This window comes from Salipiger bermudensis, assembly GCF_020171625.1.
Taxonomy (GTDB): domain Bacteria; phylum Pseudomonadota; class Alphaproteobacteria; order Rhodobacterales; family Rhodobacteraceae; genus Salipiger; species Salipiger bermudensis_B.
This window is the reverse complement of record NZ_JAIUZY010000011.1, coordinates 161440-177445: the sequence shown is the minus strand read 5'-3', so window position 1 is coordinate 177445 and position 16006 is coordinate 161440. Positions and strand designations below refer to the sequence as shown.

Sequence of the window (16006 nt, the reverse complement as noted above, 5' to 3'; positions counted from 1 at the left end):
AATCCTGAACAACAAATTCAGTCCTCCAAAAAACGGCGTGATCGGAAATTCATTGATCGCGCCCGGGATAAACCCGCTTTTTGCGCTATACCAAAACGACCTTTCTGCAAATGTAGAATCCATTCGACCCCATGCTTTTTCCCGCCCTGTCTTCAGGAGCCCACGACATGCGTATTCCCTGTGCAGCTCTCGCACTCTGCCTTCTCCCCGGCACATTGCCCGCCGGACCGGACCTGACCGGCACGATCTCCATTCTCGACGAATCCTTCGACGGCCCTCTGAACCGCTACGACGGGCGGTCCGGACTCTGGTCGACCCTGCCCCGGCGGGGCAACCTGATGACCAACGCGGCGGAAACCGTGTTCATCGATCATGGCGTGCTCGGCGCCGAGGCGGACGCGCTGCTCCCGAAGGTGCACGAGATCACGCCCGACGGCCTCGCCCTTCGCACGGTAGCGATCCCCGACGCCGTGCTGCCGGCGCTGCGCGCCTACATGAAGGCCACCCGGCAGGGCGATCAGGCCGACAAGATCCGCTTCGGTACGGGCGAGATCACCACCGCGCACACGTGGGCGCAGACCTATGGCTATTTCGAGATCGAGGCCCGCATCCCGCGCGGGCGCGGGCGCTGGCCGGCCTTCTGGCTGACCTATGCGGGGCTGGGCTGGCCGCCCGAGATCGACATCTTCGAAGCCTATGGCGCGGGCATCGACCAACCCACCAAGAAGGACGGGCGCTTCAACACCTCGGTGCATTTCGACGCCCGCGGCGAGGGCCGCGAGGAGATCTACAGCACCGATATCGAGAACCCCTACGCCGAGCCCGGGACCGACCCGAAACCGAAGGAACGCCCGCGCGGGGACCGGTCGGTCTTTACCTTCAACAAGTACCAGGACTCAGCCACCTACGGGGCCGACATCTACAGCGAGTTCCACATCTTCGCCGGCACCTGGACGCCCGAGACCGTGACGTTCTACTTCGGCAAGGACCGCGACTCCCTGCGCGAGATCTACACCGCACCCACCGCCGAAGACGTGCATTCCCCGATGTTCCTGATCGCCAACGACCAGTTCACCGCGAGGGGCGGCTGGTGGCCGGCGCCGGAGGACACGCTGGAGCAGGTGGTGGCGCCCGAGAACGCCTACATGATCCGGCGCATCCGAGTCCGGGCCTTCGAGCCCGAGCTGCGCCTCGACATGGCGGCGGGCGCGTCGGCCTATGACGACCGGGACAGCGTCATTCTCGACACGCCCGGGGACGACACCATCGCGCCGGGGGACGGGTTCGACGTGATCGCCCTGAGCGGCGGCGTCGACACCATTCACCTGCGGCGCGGCAAATTCAACAAGATCATCCGGGGCTTCGAGGCCGGCGACCGCGTCGTCTTCGACAGCTACCCGTTCCTCGATGCCGAGGACATCCTGAGCCGCCTGACGCAGGTCGGGGCGGATGTCTGGCTACCCAGCGGTGCCGATCCGGGCTGGCCCTCCACGGTGATCTTCCGGGATTGCGACGTGGCCGATTTCGGCGCCCATCAGTTCGAAAGCCGCTGGCCGGTGGCGCTCGACGTCTGGCGGGCCGAGGCCAGCCGCAAGCGCCGCCCGGAGTTCGACATCGACGGCGACGGACGCCTGTCCGGAGGCGCCGACGGCAGCTGGCTCAACGATCAGGGCCGCGCCATCGCGATGACCGGCGGGCCGGGGCCGGACCGCTTCGTGATCGCCAGCCGCGACAGCAGCGTGGTCGAGCCGTCACCGGGCAGCATCGACCGGATCGACACCATGATCCCGCTCGATCTGCCGGCCAATGTCGAGCATGGCGTCGCGCGCCGCCCCGACGCGCTGCTCAGAGGCACCGCCGGGAACGACCGGCTCGAGGCCGCCTCTCCGCGCGCGCTTCTTCAGGGCGAGGATGGGGACGATCTCTATGACATCGCGCCCAACGCCACCGACGTCACCATCCGGCTGCGCGCCGGCGACGGGCACGACCGGATCCGGGGGGCCGCGGCGCAGGCGCTTCTGGCGATGGGCCCGGCGCTGCTGGCGCGGCGCGGCGACTGGCGCCTGTCCGCGGTGCCGGAAGGCACGCTCCTGACACTGGGCGAGGATCAGAGCGTCCTGATCGAGGGGCTCGACGAGGCGGCGGTGCAGGCCATGCTCCCCGCGGCGGAGTGAGGTCTCCGTTCGGTGCCACTATGCCACCACCGAACGGCAGAAAGGCCCCGGCATCCGCCGGGGCCTTTCCCTTCGGCACGGCGCCTCGGGTCAGGAGAGAAGGAAACCCGAACCGCTGCCGAAATCCTGCTCCTCGATCGTGAGCCCGGCCACATCGTCGCCGAGGATCTTGGCGATCCTGTAGACCTGATCGTCGGTGCCGGCCTGAAGGAACACGGTGCCGTTCTTCTCGATGATGGACAGCGCGACGCTGCCCGCGCCCTGCACCCCCTCGACCACGATCCGGTCGCCCTCCTCGGCGTTGAAGTCGCGGATCACGTCCATCGCGGACGCGTCGGCCAGATCGAACACGAATATGTCCGCCCCGGCCCCGCCAAGCATCACGTCGCGCCCGGCACCGCCGACCAGCACATCGTTGCCATCGTCGCCGCGCAGAACGTCGTTGCCCGCCTCCCCGTAAAGCGAGTCGTCGCCGACGCTTCCGATGAGCCGGTCGTCATCGGCCCCGCCGAAGGTCCGGTCGTTGCCGTAGCCGCCGTTGACGACGTCGACACCGCCCCCACCGAAGACCAGATCGTCGCCACCGCCGGCCACCAGCTTGTCATCGCCGCTCCCGCCGTCGATCCGGTCGTCGCCGCCGCGCCCGAAGATCGTATCGGCGCCGGCCAGTCCCGCCATTTCGTCCGCAACGGAATAGCCGCGCATCGTGTCATCCCCGGCGGTGCCGACGTGGCTGTGGGCATAGTCCGTGCCGGGATCAGGCGTGTCCTCGATCGGCACTTCCGGTTCCGGCGCGGGTTCCGGCTCCGCCGGGGTCTCGGCCACGTCGTCCCCGGGGGCCTCCGGCACCGGGGCCTCGGCCTCACCATAGAGGACGATCAGCTGCGACACCGAGTAGGTTTCGTCTTCGAACGCAAAGAATTCCACGTTCTCGACATGGCTCAACCCGGTCTCGTCGCCCTGCCGCATCAGGAACGTATAGGGGTCGACAAAGGCGCCCTCGATCTCGGTCGACAGGGCCGCGACATGCAGCGTGTCGGTGCCGGCGCCGCCGTCGATTGTGTCATTGCCCGAGGAGTGATGCAGCGTGTCGTCGCCGCGCCCGCCGGACAGGAGATTGTCGCCGCCGGTGCCGACCAGCGTATCGTCGCCGTCGCCGCCATAGGCGTTCTCGATCGAGCCGGGCGCGTCGATGCTGAGCGCGACACCGGCAATCTCGCTCGTGCGCGCGCCGCTCAGATCGATCAGGCTGTCGCTGGTGACCGCCGCGGCGTTGATCGCGTCGATGCCGCCATCCCCGTCGCGCAGCACCTGCCGGCCCATGAGATCGGCGCCGTCGTAGAGCACGCCGAACGCGTCGTTATACACGTACACATCGTTCGCCAGACCCTCGGTCTCGCCGTGCAAGGTGAGCGTGACGTCCCGCAGGCTCCCGGTCATCGGGCTGCCGTCTGTATCCAGTGTGCCGGGATCGCGGTTGTGGATGTCGACGGTCCAGGTGCCCTTGCCCGTCTCGCCCATGCTGGCGACCGAGGAGAACGCGAAGTTGCGCAGCGTGCCGATGAAATCCCGATCCTCGACCGAATAGACCAGTTGCACGGTCGTGCCCTCGGGGCTGGTCAGGTAGACGTCGAGATCGCCGGTGAAGCGCCACTTCAGGTCCAGCGCAAGCTCGACATGCTCGACCTCGATCGCGTCGGTCACCTCGATCTCGTAGGAGATGTGATCGGCGCTCCCGGCGGTCAGAACGGCATCGCTTGTGCCCGTCACCTCGACGGTATCGAGGCCTGCGAGGGTTTTCTGCGTGGTCCAGGTTTCGGCCAGCCGCACGGCATCATGGACGTTGAGGTAGCCGAAGCCGGTGGCGTCGCTGAAATGCTGGCCACCGCCGTTGAAATCGTCGGCACCGTTGGTGATCCAGCCATTGCCGACCGCCAGGTCGTCGGTCAGGCCGTCGCGCCGGGCCGAGAGCGACAGGATCTTCTGAACATCGCGATAGCCCAGATCCGGGTTCGCCTCGAGCATCAGCGCGATCGCGGCGGACACCGCCGGCGCGGCAAAGGATGTGCCCGAGACGTAGGAATAGCCGTTCGGCGCCGTGGTGAGGACCTTCTCGGCAGGGCCCGAGATCAGCACGTTCGCGCCAAGGCTCGTCTGGTCCCACGCATCGCCCTCGGCGGTGACGCCGCCGACCGCGATCGTGTAGGGCGCGTTCTGGAAGTTGTGGTAGTTCGACGCCCCGTAGCTGCCGCCGTTGCCGGCCGAGAACACGATGTTCGTTCCCAGTCCGTCGCGCCCGGTCTCGACCACGTGACGCAGCGCCGCCTCCATCTCGGCGCCGGCCTCGCCCAGCCAGAAGCGGTCCGAGAAATTGCTTGCGAAGCTCCAGCTGTTGTTGACGACGTCGAGCGCCGCCGAGGCGCGGAGCGCCTGCAGCACGTCGTCGACGACCTCGCTACTGCTATAATCGACGCCGAAGCCCACCAGCGTCACGCCGGGCGCGATCCCGACCGAGCCGGTGCCGTTGCCGCCCTCCGCCGCGATGACGCCCGCCACCGTCGTGCCGTGGCGGTCGCTGATATCCCGCGCCCGCAGGGACAGCGCGCCGGTCTCCAGCGCGAAGTTGTAGTCGAGGCTGGTGTCGTAAGCGCCCAGATCCTCGTGGGTGTAATCGATCTGCGAGTCGATCACGCCGACCGTGACGCCCGTGCCGGTGTAGTCCTCCCAGACGGAGGCGACGCCGACATTCAGGTCGGACTTGTCCGAGCCTTCGAGATACCAGGCCTCCCCGACCCGTTCGTCCGAGAAGAAGTCATCCGCAAGTCCCGCCCCCAGAACCGTGGCTTGCCGTGTCTGCATGTTCAATGTTCCTTTGCTCGTCGCATGTGCAGCGGGTGCCGCGAGGTGTCGCTCCCGGGGCCAAGGTCACGGCGAATGCAGACGAATTTCGGGCACGGTCGGGCGAATGGCGCGTCATTTCTGGGTGGCATCGAGACAATGTTCCGTTTCTCCGTCCGCTGTGGGGCCGGCTGGCAGATCGGTGGAATCCCCTTTAGATTGATATTCATACATCCTAAAGGAGACCGGCGTAGACAAGACCTGCGCCCGATCGTCACCGGCGACCTCACGGCAAGATCGCGGCGCCCGCCCTTGCAGCGTGCAGACCAGAGGCCGCGCGCGCCAGGATCGCGCGCGAGCCCGTTGCCGCCGCCCGCCGGCCGGAGCGCGCGGGCCGGCCTCGGCCCGAATGGTCAGGCCGTGGCGCGCCCGCGGCGCGGGCCGTCGGATGGCGGCGGCGCATCTAGTACCGCTTAGGTTGAGTCGTGCGTTCTGAGGTCCATTGCGCGCCGGAAATCTTAATAAAAGGTAATCGAGTTTTCATCGGCTATTCCATTCCAGTGAAGAACCGCTCATTCTCCGAAAATTGCGCAAATAATGTTCTCAAATGAGAAACCTCTGCGCTATCGTGCGCAGACCGCCCATCGGAATTGGGAGAGCAGAATGGACGCGGACAAATCCTTCAAGGCGCCGGAGGGCGACTACGAGACCTGCCGCGGCCTGTACGCGTCGGAGGCGCCCGAGTGCAGCGGCGAGGCGATCCGCGCGGCGATCTGCGCGATCCCGGTGGCGCTTGTCGTGGCGGTTCTCACCAGCCTGCGGTTCGGGCTCAAGCTGGCCTCTGCACTTGCCCTCTATGCCGTCGTGGGCAGTGTCGTGATGCTCGCCCTTCTGACCTTCAGGCTGTGGCGCGCCGGCGCGCTCAGCTGAGCAGGCGCCGGACGACGAAGCCGGACAACCAAGCCAGACAATGAAAAAACGCCGGGCCCTCGCCCGGCGTTTTTCGTAAGATAAATCGCTCCGAACCTCTGCGGTCCCGGCCCGGCCTTACATGCCGGTCTTGCCCAGCACCGCCCCAACGGTGAGGAACAGGATCCGCACATCGCCCCGGAGCGAGACGCCGTTGTGGTAGGCGACGTCGAGCTGCACGCGTTCCTCGTAGGAGACGTCATTGCGGCCCGAGACCTGCCACAGCCCGGTGATGCCGGGGCGCATGGCGAGATAGGCCCAGGCCGCGCCGCCGTAGCGCTGCAGTTCCGGCTCGGTCACCGGACGCGGGCCGATCAGGCTCATTTCGCCGCGCAGCACGTTCCAGATCTGCGGCAGCTCGTCCAGCGAGCTGCGGCGCAGGAACGCGCCGAACCGCGTGACCCGCGGATCGTTGCGCAGCTTGCGGTCACGCTCCCACTCCGCACGCGCGGCGGGATCGCGGCGCAGCAGCTCCTCGAGCCGCTCCTGCGCGTCGGGCACCATGGTGCGGATCTTCCAGCAGCGAAACTGCTCGCCGTTGCGACCGACGCGTTTGTGACCAAAGAAACCGGGACCGCCCTCGGCCCGGACGGCGATGTAGAGGCCTGCGATAATCGGCAGAAGGATGGGCAGCATCAAAATGGAGAGGACGATGTCGAAAGCGCGTTTGCTGACGCCCCCGGTGCGACCCGAGCGACGGTCCTGCGGCCGGTCGGGTGCTGCGGTGACGATGTCGTTCACATTGGTAGAAGTGTTGGACATGAAGATATCCCTGAAAAAAGACCTCGGCCCCTGAAAAGCAGGCGGGTGCCGATTGAAAAATTATGGCCTTACGGCGGCAGGCGCCGACCTTAAACATGCTTTAGAAGTACGACATTCTGCAGCTGCAAACAAATTCGCTTCCTTGCAGTCATCAGCAGCGAGAACACGCGCCAGTCGAATAAAATCCTTCACTTTTAACCCGTAACAGGCAACTGGTTAAAATTTTGCGCAGCTAAGAAAGGAAAATTCTTTCTGCTCTGCGATAAAACGAACTTAAAAAACGTCTCATTTGCACAATGCTTAGTCAAGCCAAGTAACGCCAATACGTCTAAATTATGGCGACAGGTGCCCTATATCGCGACTCCGTTTCAGAACTGTTATTCCGCAATTCAGACTTCCAGAGAAATGGGTCGCGGCCCGCTCCCGCTTGGGTAGAAAAACCGGAAGGACGCCCCGACTCACCCGCACGACGAGTCGCCCCGAGGCGGCGCAGCTTTGCGTACATCGCCGCGCCGCCCCCGGCAAACGCCGAGCGCCGCCTCACGGCGGCGCCCGGTCCGTCCCGAAACCGTCGCTCAGAGCATCGCGAGAAGCGCCGCGCCGGCATCGCGCCCGTTCTGCTGCATCCCGTGCGCGGTGTAGTGCGGGTCCTCCGGGCCGGCCAGCGCGTTGCCGGCCTCGGGCACCACCACCCGGAAGCGGTCGATCGCCCACGCGCCATCACCGCTGTCCTGATCGAGACGCAGCTGCGCCGCCCGCATCGCCGCCCCGCGCCCGTCATAGGGGGCAGGTTCATAATGCTGACCGACGCTCCACATCACCATCGGCACGTCGGCGATATCGGCCCGCAGGTCGCTGACGAACTGGCGCATCTGGTCCATCCATTGCCCCGAGAGGCTGTAATCGCCCCCAAACAGGTCGTTCGCCCCCTGGCTCCAGACCATGCCGACGATCTCATGCGCCGGGCCAAGTGCATCGAGCGCGGCCTTCATGGCGAGCAGTTCCGACCACATGCGCCCGCCGGTGGTCGCGACGGAGGACGACTTGCGCCAGTCCTCGGTGTTCATCAACCCAGACCCCGGATCGCCAAGCGCCATCACCAGAAGAGGCCGCCGGCGTGCGGCCGACCAATCGACCAGCTCCCCCGCCACGGCGTGCACCGGCGACATGCGCCGCGCCTCGACCGCCGCCACCGGCTCGATGCAGGGCTGCGGCACGTGGCGCACGCTGTCGGTGGTGGGATAGACGCCGGTGGCGCGCAGGCAGGGCATGTACCAGATCCGCGGGTCGAACGCGGTCTCCCGCGCCGACATGGGGATCTCGTCCCCGAAGCGCTCGGAGGTGGCGTTGGCGCTGTTGCTGTCACCGCCGACGATGATGACGTCGCAGGGCACCAGAGCCGGATCGACGGTAGAGAGGTCATAGGCCGAGATGGCCGCCACCGAGCCGTCGTAGTCCGTGCTGGGCTGCAGATCGAGCCGGGTTGCCGCCTCCGTCATGTCGGCGGCCGAAATGACCTCGTGATCCATGTACGGCTCGGTGAGCTGGCGGCTCGCCGTCAGGCCCGGCGCCGCGAACCGCGCCCGGAGGCTGCCCGCCGCGACCTCGTGATCGAAGCGCACGAGATGACTGTGCCCCGGGGTCAGCGGCGCCGCCAGCGACAGGCGCGCCGCCTGCCCCGCCGTGCCACCCGTCACCGGGCTGCGCAGGCGCCCGTTCGCGACCTCCCAGTTGCCCTGAAGATCGATATGCGCCACATCGTCGAGGCGCGCCTGGGCCGCGGTGAAGAGGTTCGGCGGGGCCGCCAGCCCCACCGCCGCCGCCGTGACCGAGATCGAAAACGCCGCGAGGCTGGTCGTCGCGCCCTCCGCGTCCGTGACCGAGAGCACCAGACCCGAGCGGGTCTCCGCTTGCGTGGGCGTGCCGGCAATCGTGCCTCTCAGCGGATCGAGCAGCAGGCCCGCCGGCAATTGCCCCGTCGTCAGCGCGAAGCTGTAGGGCGCGGTGCCGCCGCTCACAGCGGGCGAGAAACTGTAGACGACACCGACCGTCGCCGCGTCCTGAGGCACGCCGGTCACGACAAGCGGCTCTGCGGGCTCCACTGGCTCCGGCGGGGTCAACGGCTGCACGCTGCGCCGGGCGACCATCTCGCCCTGCATCAGCACCGAAAGACAGCCGCCCGCGCCCGCCCACACATTGTAGACGTACCTACGCCCCTCCTCGAGCACCTCGAGCGTTTCGGGATCAAGGTCGACATCGCCCTCGGCGCTGCGCTGGATCAGCGGGGGCTGCACGTAGTCCTCTGCCACCGTCACCGTGACGGACTGCCCCGGCGCAAGCCCGCTGACCCGCACCCGGAGCGTTTCGCCACAAAAATAGGACAGCCGCCTGTTCAGCCCGCGCTGCGCCGCCTGTGCATCGATCATCTGTATCACGCCTAACCTCCACGGTGGATTCCGCATGAGGCTAGGGCGTACCGGATTAACCCGGTCTGACAGCTCCGAACGCTGCTCCGCCCCGCGCGCGGGGCGCGGGACGCCGCGCTCAGTTCGCGACGCCGTCCTCGAGCGGACGGATCGCGACCAGCAGCGTGTCGCCGGGCCGGACCGGGGTCGACATGGTGATCTCTTCCACGGGGTCGCTGTCGCTGCGGCGGCTCTGGATCTCGAACTCCAGACCGACGATCTGCGACGCCACAACGGCGGCGGCGCTGCCGCTGCTGAGGATGCTCACCTGTTCCACCGCTTCTTCATAGGAGATCGTCTGCAAGGCGATCTGCTCGCGCGCATCGTTCACCCCGTCGAGCGCCTCCTGACGCTGCGCGGCAAGGTACTGCACCCGCTCGCGCTGCGCCGAGGCGATGGCGCGGGTCGCGTTGATCTTCGCGGCCTCGAGCTCGAGCACCTTGCTGCGCGCATCGGCCTCGCGCTGCTCCGCCGCCGAAAGATTGGACGCAGTCTGCAGGCCACGCTGGGACAGTTTCTGCGCCGCCGCGAGCGCCTCCGCGGTGCTGGCGACGATCTCGTCCTGAACCGAGATGCGGGCGTCGAAATTCTCGCGCTGGTTCTCGATGGTCGCGATCTCGCTCTCCCAGAACTCGAGCAGCGTGCGCGTGCGCTCGCGCAGGGCGTCGAGCTGCGACTGGCGTTCCGAGATCATCCCGTCGAGATTCACGAGACCCGGCGCCGGAATCCCCGGCCTCAGCGCCGGATCCACCGTCACCGGGACAGGGTCGTCGGCCAACCGGGCCTGATGATAGGCCAGATCCGCAACGGCCCGGGCAAGGTTGAGGTTGGCCACCTTCATGTCGTTCTCGACCATCGAGCGCAGACGCAGGATCTCGGTCCGGGTCAGCCCCTGAACCTGACTGCCCCCCGCCATGGCCAGCGCGGACGACACCGTCATACCCGGAAAGAACTCGACGATGCCGGGGTTGAGCACGTCGCCGGCGACAATTACCGGCGCGTAGGAGACCAGCATCAGGCTCACCTCGGGATCGACGAAAAAGCCTTGGGCGACAAGCTCCGCCTCGACCATCGACTCGGCCTCGTCGAGGGTCAGATCGGCGACGGTGATGCCGCCGACATCGATGAGGCGGATCTGACCGTTCGCATCGACGATGGCGCTGACTTCCTCGTCCGCGCCGGACCTGCGCACCTCGACCACATCGCCCGGGGCGAGCCTGTATTCCTCTGCCCCCGCAACAGAGGCAAATGCAATTATTCCAAGAAAACCAAACAAGCGGAAACCGATAAACATGGCTTCAAATCCTTCCGTTACAATTGGGCGAAGTGTTGCCGGACGGGATTTCAGAAACAACTGATTTATCGCGCCGCCGCTACGGAAGTCGCGCGTTTGTAACGCGCCGGCCCGGTCGCTGGGCGGCGATGGACACTGATGGCGATGCGCGTTGCGCGCCGCGGATCAGCCGGAAACGGCCTCGCGCAGCGCGGCCAGCCCCGCAGCTATGAGCGCCTCGGCACCGGTCTTGTCCGCCGCCTCGACATAGAGCCGCAACTCCGGGGCGTTCCCCGAGGGACGCACATGCACGATGCGACCGTCGGTCAGCGTCATCCGCACGCCGTCGGTTAGGTCCGTGCCGGCCTCCGTCCCGCCGAGTTGAGCCAGGAACGCCGCGCGCGCCTCGGTGCTGTCGGCGAGCCGCGCCACGAAGGGCTGAGAGCGTTCCTGAGGCACCTCCTGCAAACGATCCGCCATCGTCACCACCGGCGGCTCCTGCGCCACCCGGGCCGAGACCGTGCCGTCTCCGGCGGCGATCAGCGTCAGGATCAGCGGCAACATGCAATCGCGCGTGGCGAGCGGCGCCAGCGGACCCGCCGGGCCCTGCGCCTCGAAGCCGAGCAGGAACCCGCCATTAGCCTCGTAACCCACCACCTTGCCGCCGGCTTCTTCCATGCCGGCGATCACGAAGGGCGAGCCGATCCGGGTCAGCCGCACCGCGCCGAAGCCCTTCTTCTGCACGCCCGAGTTCGACGAGATCGGCGTCACCACCGTCTCGGCCCCCAGCATCTCGGCGGTGATCTGCCCCATCACATCGCCCGGCACGATGGTGCCGGTCTCGTCCGCCAAGAGCGGCCGGTCGCTGTCGCCATCGGTCGAGACCAGCGCGTCGAGCCCGTCCGCCGTCACCCACGCCGCGATCTGCGCGCGGGTCTCAGGATCGACGGCCTCGGTGTCGACGGGAATGAAGGTCTCCGAGCGGCCATATTCGACCACCTCGGCGCCAAGCCCCTGCAGGATGGCGGCAAGATCGTCGCGGCCCACCGCGGAATGGGCATAAAGCCCGATCCTGCGCCCTTTGAGCGCGCGCGCGCCACAGGCCTCAACATAGCGCTCGACGAAGCGCGCGGCGGCGTCTTCGTCCTGCGCCAGATCGCTCTCGGCCGTGCCTGCCGGGCGCCCGAGCGCGGCGTTGATCGCCGCCTCGTCGGTCTTGGTGATCTCGCCGGTCCGAGAATAGAACTTGAGACCGTTGCGATCCGCCGGGATGTGGCTGCCGGTCACCATGATCGCCGCGGCGCCGACCTCCTGCGCCGCCAGCGCCAGGGCCGGCGTCGGAAGCGCGCCGCAATCGATGACCCGGATGCCCTCGGCCCGCGCCGCCGCGGCAATGTCCGCCGCGATGCGCGGGGAGGATGGGCGCAGGTCGCGCCCGAGGCACAGCCCGTTGCCGATGTCGCAGGCCGCGATGAAGGCCCGCACGTGGTCTGCGACCAGCGCGGGCGTCAGCTCTGTCACCAGGCCGCGCAGGCCGCTGGTGCCGAATTTCGGTGCCATGATCTCTGGTCCCTCAGTCCGTTGCGCGGGGAAGAAGGGCGCTCAGCCCTTCGCCCCCTGCCCCCGCGAATAGACATCCTCGTAGCGCACGATGTCGTCCTCACCCACATAGGAGCCGGTCTGCACCTCGATCAGCACCATCGGCACCTTGCCGGGGTTCTCCATCCGGTGCTTCGCGCCGAGCGGGATGTAGATCGACTCGTTCTCGGTCACCAGCCTGACGGTGTCGTCGCAGGTCACCTTGGCGGTGCCCTCGACCACGATCCAGTGCTCGGAGCGGTGGAAATGGCTCTGCAGCGACAACGAGGCGCCGGGATGCACCACGATGCGCTTCACCTGGAAGCGCGAGCCGACCACGAGGCTCTCGAACCAGCCCCAGGGACGGCGGTCCTTGGGGAACTCCACCGCCTGCTTGGCGCCCTTCTTCTTCAGCGCGTTGACCGCGAGCTTGACGTCCTGCGCGCGATCCTTGGGCGCCACGAGCACGGCGTCGTTCATCGCCACCGCGACGATGTCCTTCAGCCCGATGCCGACGAGTTCCACGGTCTCGCTGTCGGACCGCAGCAGAGAGCCCGCGCAGTCGATCGCTGTGGCGGTGCCGTGGGTCACGTTGCCGCTCTCGTCCGGCCCGGCCTCGCGCCAGATCGCGTCCCAGCCGCCAAGATCCGACCAGCCGGCATCGAAGGGCACCACTTCGAGCCCCTCTGCCTTCTCCATCACCGCGTAGTCGATCGAGATGTCCTCGGCCCGCGACCACGGCTCCGCCGCGAGCCGCAGGAAGCCCAGGTCGACCTGGGCCTCGTTGACCGCCGCCGTGACCGGCGCGACGAGCTGGCTGGCATGGGTGTCGAAGGCGGCGAGGATGTCCTTGACCCGAAACAGGAAGATGCCGGCATTCCAGAGGAACCCGCCGCTCTCCAGCATCTCCGCCGCCGTGGCGGCGTCGGGCTTCTCGACAAAGCGCCTGAGCGGCACGGTGCCCTCGCCGGCGCCATCGAGCTCGAGATAGCCATAGCCGGTCTCGGGCCGGTCGGGGCGGATGCCGAACAGCACCAGCTTGCCCGCCTCCAGCGCGTTCAGGCCGGTCTCGATGGCCGCGCGGAAGGCGTCGGTGTCGGGGATCTCGTGATCCGCCGGCGCCACCAGCATCGTGGCGTCGGGATCGGTGGCGTGGATGTGCAGCGCGGCGGCCAGCACCGCCGGGGCGGTGTTGCGCCCGTCGGGTTCGATCAGGATCGCGCCGGGATCGATGCCGATATTGGTGAGCTGCTCGGTGACGATGAAGCGGAAGTCGGCATTGGTCACCGCGATCGGCCGTGCGTAGCGCGCGGTGTCGCTCAGGCGCTCCGCCGTCTTCTGGAACAGGCTCTTGTCCTCGAGAAGGCGGGTGAACTGCTTGGGAAAGCTCTTGCGAGACACTGGCCAGAGGCGCGTGCCCGAGCCGCCGCAAAGGATGACCGGCGTTATTTTCTCCATGACCATCCCTCTCCCGTCATGCGGCACCTCAGCCCTTGCGCGCCTCCGCCGCAAAGTCGTCCAAAAGGCGAATATCAATCGGACTTTTCCTGTCAAACCGTCCAAGAAGATGCCGTCGGATGCAACCGCAATCTTGCATCCCTCGCGGCGCGGTCCGCGCAACCTAGCAGCGATCACCGCCACGATTTGCTCTGGTCAGCCTCGCGCAAAGCAGGTCAGTCCCGCAGCGCATAGCCCACGGCCCTCAACTCGACGCAGGTACGATCCGCTGCGCCCGATCCCGTCAAGACCGGTCGGACGCAACGATCAAGGGTTCCTCAGACGTCTGCCGAGAGGTCCTTCAGAACCGCGACGGACTGGATCTCGACGGTGAACTGCGCCTCGACCCTCTCGGCACAGGCCACATCCTCGCGCGAGGTGTCGAGGATGAGCTGCCAGTCGCCATCCTCGGGCAGCGTGAAGGTGCAGGCGTCGCCGCCGTTGACCAGCACCAGCAGATCCGCGCAGGCCTCCTGATGGTGGCGCATGCCGACCGCGAACAGCCCGCCATCCTGCCAGTCGTCGCCCGACATGTCGCGGCCTTCCGGGTGGAGCCACGTGGTCTCGGTGGCCTCCGGGCGCGGCCAGAAGCCGTAGGGCGCGAGATGCGCGCTCCAGTCCCGGCGCAGCGCGGTGAGCGCCGCCACCGCCTCGATCAGGCCGGGACGCGCGCCCTCCCAGTCGATCCACGTGGTCTCGTTGTCCTGGCAGTAGGCGTTGTTGTTGCCGTTCTGGCTCTGGCCCATCTCGTCACCGGCAAGGATCATCGGCACGCCATGCGACAGCAGCGTCGTCGCCAGCATCCCCTTCACCCGCGCCTCGCGGGCGGCGGTGATCTCGGCGTCGTCGGTCGCGCCCTCGTGCCCCATATTGTCCGAGAGGTTGTGGCCGTGCCCGTCGCGGTTGTCCTCGCCATTGGCCTCGTTGTGCTTGTCGTTGAACGACACCGTGTCCCAAAGCGTGAAGCCGTCATGGGCGGCGACGAAGTTCACCGAGGAGGTCGCCGGGCGCAGCGAATGGTCGAACTGCACCGGGCTGCCCATCAGCCGCTCCGACAGCCCCGGCAGCAGGCCGGGATCGCGGCGCCAGAAGGCGCGCACGTCATCGCGGAACTTGTCGTTCCACTCCCGGAAGGGCCACGGGAAGCCGCCCACCTGATAGCCGCCATCGCCCACGTCCCAGGGCTCGGCGATCAGCTTGACCTGGCTCAGCACCGGATCCTGCCGGATGGTGTTGAAGAAGGCGCCCTCGCGCTCGAACCCGTCGGGCTCGCGCGCCAGCGTCGAGGCCAGATCGAAGCGGAACCCGTCAACGTGGAACGCCTCGACCCAGTAGCGCAGGCTGTCCATCACCAAGCGGAGCACCATCGGGTGCGACACGTTGAGCGTGTTGCCGGTGCCCGTGGTGTCGAACCCGTGGCGGCGATCGTCGGGCGAGAGCAGGTAGTAGCTGGCGTTGTCGATGCCCTTGAAGGACAGCATCGGCCCAAGCTCGTTGCCCTCGGCGGTGTGGTTGTAGACCACGTCGAGGATCACCTCGATCCCGGCGGCGTGGAAGCGCTTCACCGCCGCGCGTACCTCGCGCACGTCCTCGCCCGCGAGATAGTTGCGGTTCGGGGCGAAGAAGCCCAGCGTGTTGTAGCCCCAGTAATTGCGCAGCCCCTGCTCGGCCAGATGCCGGTCCTGCGCCATGGCGTGGATCGGCAGTAGCTCGATGGTGGTGACGCCGATCTTCTGCAGGTGCTCGATCACCGGCTCGGAGGCGAGGCCGCGAAAGGTGCCGCGATCGGCCTGAACCACGCCCGGGTGGCGCATGGTGAGGCCCTTCACATGCGCCTCGTAGATCACGGTGTCCTGCCACCGAACGCGGGGCTGCTGGTCGGCCTCCCAGTCGAAGACCGGGTCGGCGACCACCGCTTTCGGCATGAAGGGGGCACTGTCGCGGCTGTCGAGATCGAGGTCCGAGCCGCCCACCGGGTAACCATAGAGCGCATCGTCCCATTCGAGCGTGCCGCGCATCGCCATGGCATAGGGATCGAGCAGCAGCTTGTGCGGGTTGAACCGATGGCCGTCCTTCGGTTGGTGCGGTCCGTGCACGCGGTAGCCATAGGCCTGCCCCGGCAGCACGCCCGGGATGTAGCCGAAAAAGATGCCGCCCTCGGCGCGCGGCAGCTCGAGGCGGGCCAGTTCTTCCTTGCCGTCAGGGTCGAACAGGCAAAGCTCGACCGAGTCGGCGTGTTGCGAGAACAGGGCGAAGTTGGTGCCCTCCCCGTCGAACCGGGCGCCAAGCTGGTCAGGACGGGAGCGGGCGGGATCGACGCTGGCGTCGCGCGGATCGATCGTCTCGTTGTGCGAGTGATGCATGTCAGGGTCCGGGGTCATGGGGAGGGGGAAAGCGAAGAGGCGTGCGTGCGGGAGGTCGGCACGGCGTGCGAAAGGCGATGTGACATT

The 16006-nt window shown here is 67.3% G+C and carries 9 protein-coding genes; 2 read left to right on the top strand and 7 right to left on the bottom strand.

The genetic code is table 11. The features are described from left to right. The first annotated feature begins 167 nt into the window (after positions 1-167). Complete coding sequence (locus LCM15_RS17610; RefSeq protein WP_224858703.1) at positions 168-2174, top strand: glycoside hydrolase family 16 protein; 2007 nt, start codon at positions 168-170, stop codon at positions 2172-2174. A gap of 90 nt (positions 2175-2264) precedes the next feature. Here the strand turns inward: LCM15_RS17610 and LCM15_RS17605 are convergent, their stop codons facing one another. Next, on the bottom strand, positions 2265-5033 hold the full coding sequence (locus tag LCM15_RS17605) for a S8 family serine peptidase (RefSeq protein WP_224858701.1): 2769 nt from the start codon (positions 5031-5033) through the stop codon (positions 2265-2267). Positions 5034-5675: 642 nt separating this feature from the next. Between LCM15_RS17605 and LCM15_RS17600 the strand changes: the two genes are divergently transcribed. Beyond that, positions 5676-5942, top strand: coding sequence for a hypothetical protein (locus tag LCM15_RS17600; protein WP_224858699.1), 267 nt, complete (start codon positions 5676-5678; stop codon positions 5940-5942). A 117-nt stretch (positions 5943-6059) separates the two neighbouring features. Here LCM15_RS17600 and LCM15_RS17595 read toward each other — a convergent pair whose 3' ends face one another. From LCM15_RS17595 to glgX, 6 genes are all read right to left on the bottom strand, one after another. After that, positions 6060-6743, bottom strand: coding sequence for a sugar transferase (locus LCM15_RS17595; protein ID WP_224858697.1), 684 nt, complete (start codon positions 6741-6743; stop codon positions 6060-6062). Between the two features lie 575 nt (positions 6744-7318). Next, positions 7319-9169 (bottom strand): Ig domain-containing protein, encoded by a 1851-nt coding sequence (locus tag LCM15_RS17590; protein WP_224858746.1) that lies wholly within the window; start codon positions 9167-9169, stop codon positions 7319-7321. 118 nt (positions 9170-9287) lie between these two features. After that, complete coding sequence (locus LCM15_RS17585; RefSeq protein WP_224858695.1) at positions 9288-10502, bottom strand: polysaccharide biosynthesis/export family protein; 1215 nt, start codon at positions 10500-10502, stop codon at positions 9288-9290. A gap of 165 nt (positions 10503-10667) precedes the next feature. Beyond that, positions 10668-12041: a phosphomannomutase gene (locus LCM15_RS17580; RefSeq protein ID WP_224858693.1), complete on the bottom strand. Its 1374-nt coding sequence runs from the start codon at positions 12039-12041 to the stop codon at positions 10668-10670. A 42-nt stretch (positions 12042-12083) separates the two neighbouring features. Further along, on the bottom strand, positions 12084-13517 hold the full coding sequence (locus tag LCM15_RS17575; RefSeq protein WP_224858692.1) for a mannose-1-phosphate guanylyltransferase/mannose-6-phosphate isomerase: 1434 nt from the start codon (positions 13515-13517) through the stop codon (positions 12084-12086). Positions 13518-13834: 317 nt separating this feature from the next. Beyond that, entirely contained in the window at positions 13835-15919 is a 2085-nt protein-coding gene (gene glgX, locus LCM15_RS17570) for a glycogen debranching protein GlgX (protein WP_224858691.1), read from the bottom strand. Positions 15920-16006: the final 87 nt, after the last annotated feature.

Excerpts from the sequence above, each read along its gene's own strand:
- LCM15_RS17590 (WP_224858746.1), bottom strand. The coding sequence starts at position 9,169 with ATGATCGATGCACAGGCGGCGCAGCGCGGGCTGAACAGGCGGCTGTCC.
- LCM15_RS17580 (WP_224858693.1), bottom strand. The coding sequence starts at position 12,041 with ATGGCACCGAAATTCGGCACCAGCGGCCTGCGCGGCCTGGTGACAGAG.
- LCM15_RS17600 (WP_224858699.1), top strand. The coding sequence starts at position 5,676 with ATGGACGCGGACAAATCCTTCAAGGCGCCGGAGGGCGACTACGAGACC.
- LCM15_RS17575 (WP_224858692.1), bottom strand. The coding sequence starts at position 13,517 with ATGGAGAAAATAACGCCGGTCATCCTTTGCGGCGGCTCGGGCACGCGC.
- LCM15_RS17585 (WP_224858695.1), bottom strand. The coding sequence starts at position 10,502 with ATGTTTATCGGTTTCCGCTTGTTTGGTTTTCTTGGAATAATTGCATTT.
- glgX (WP_224858691.1), bottom strand. The coding sequence starts at position 15,919 with ATGCATCACTCGCACAACGAGACGATCGATCCGCGCGACGCCAGCGTC.
- LCM15_RS17610 (WP_224858703.1), top strand. The coding sequence starts at position 168 with ATGCGTATTCCCTGTGCAGCTCTCGCACTCTGCCTTCTCCCCGGCACA.
- LCM15_RS17605 (WP_224858701.1), bottom strand. The coding sequence starts at position 5,033 with ATGCAGACACGGCAAGCCACGGTTCTGGGGGCGGGACTTGCGGATGAC.
- LCM15_RS17595 (WP_224858697.1), bottom strand. The coding sequence starts at position 6,743 with ATGTCCAACACTTCTACCAATGTGAACGACATCGTCACCGCAGCACCC.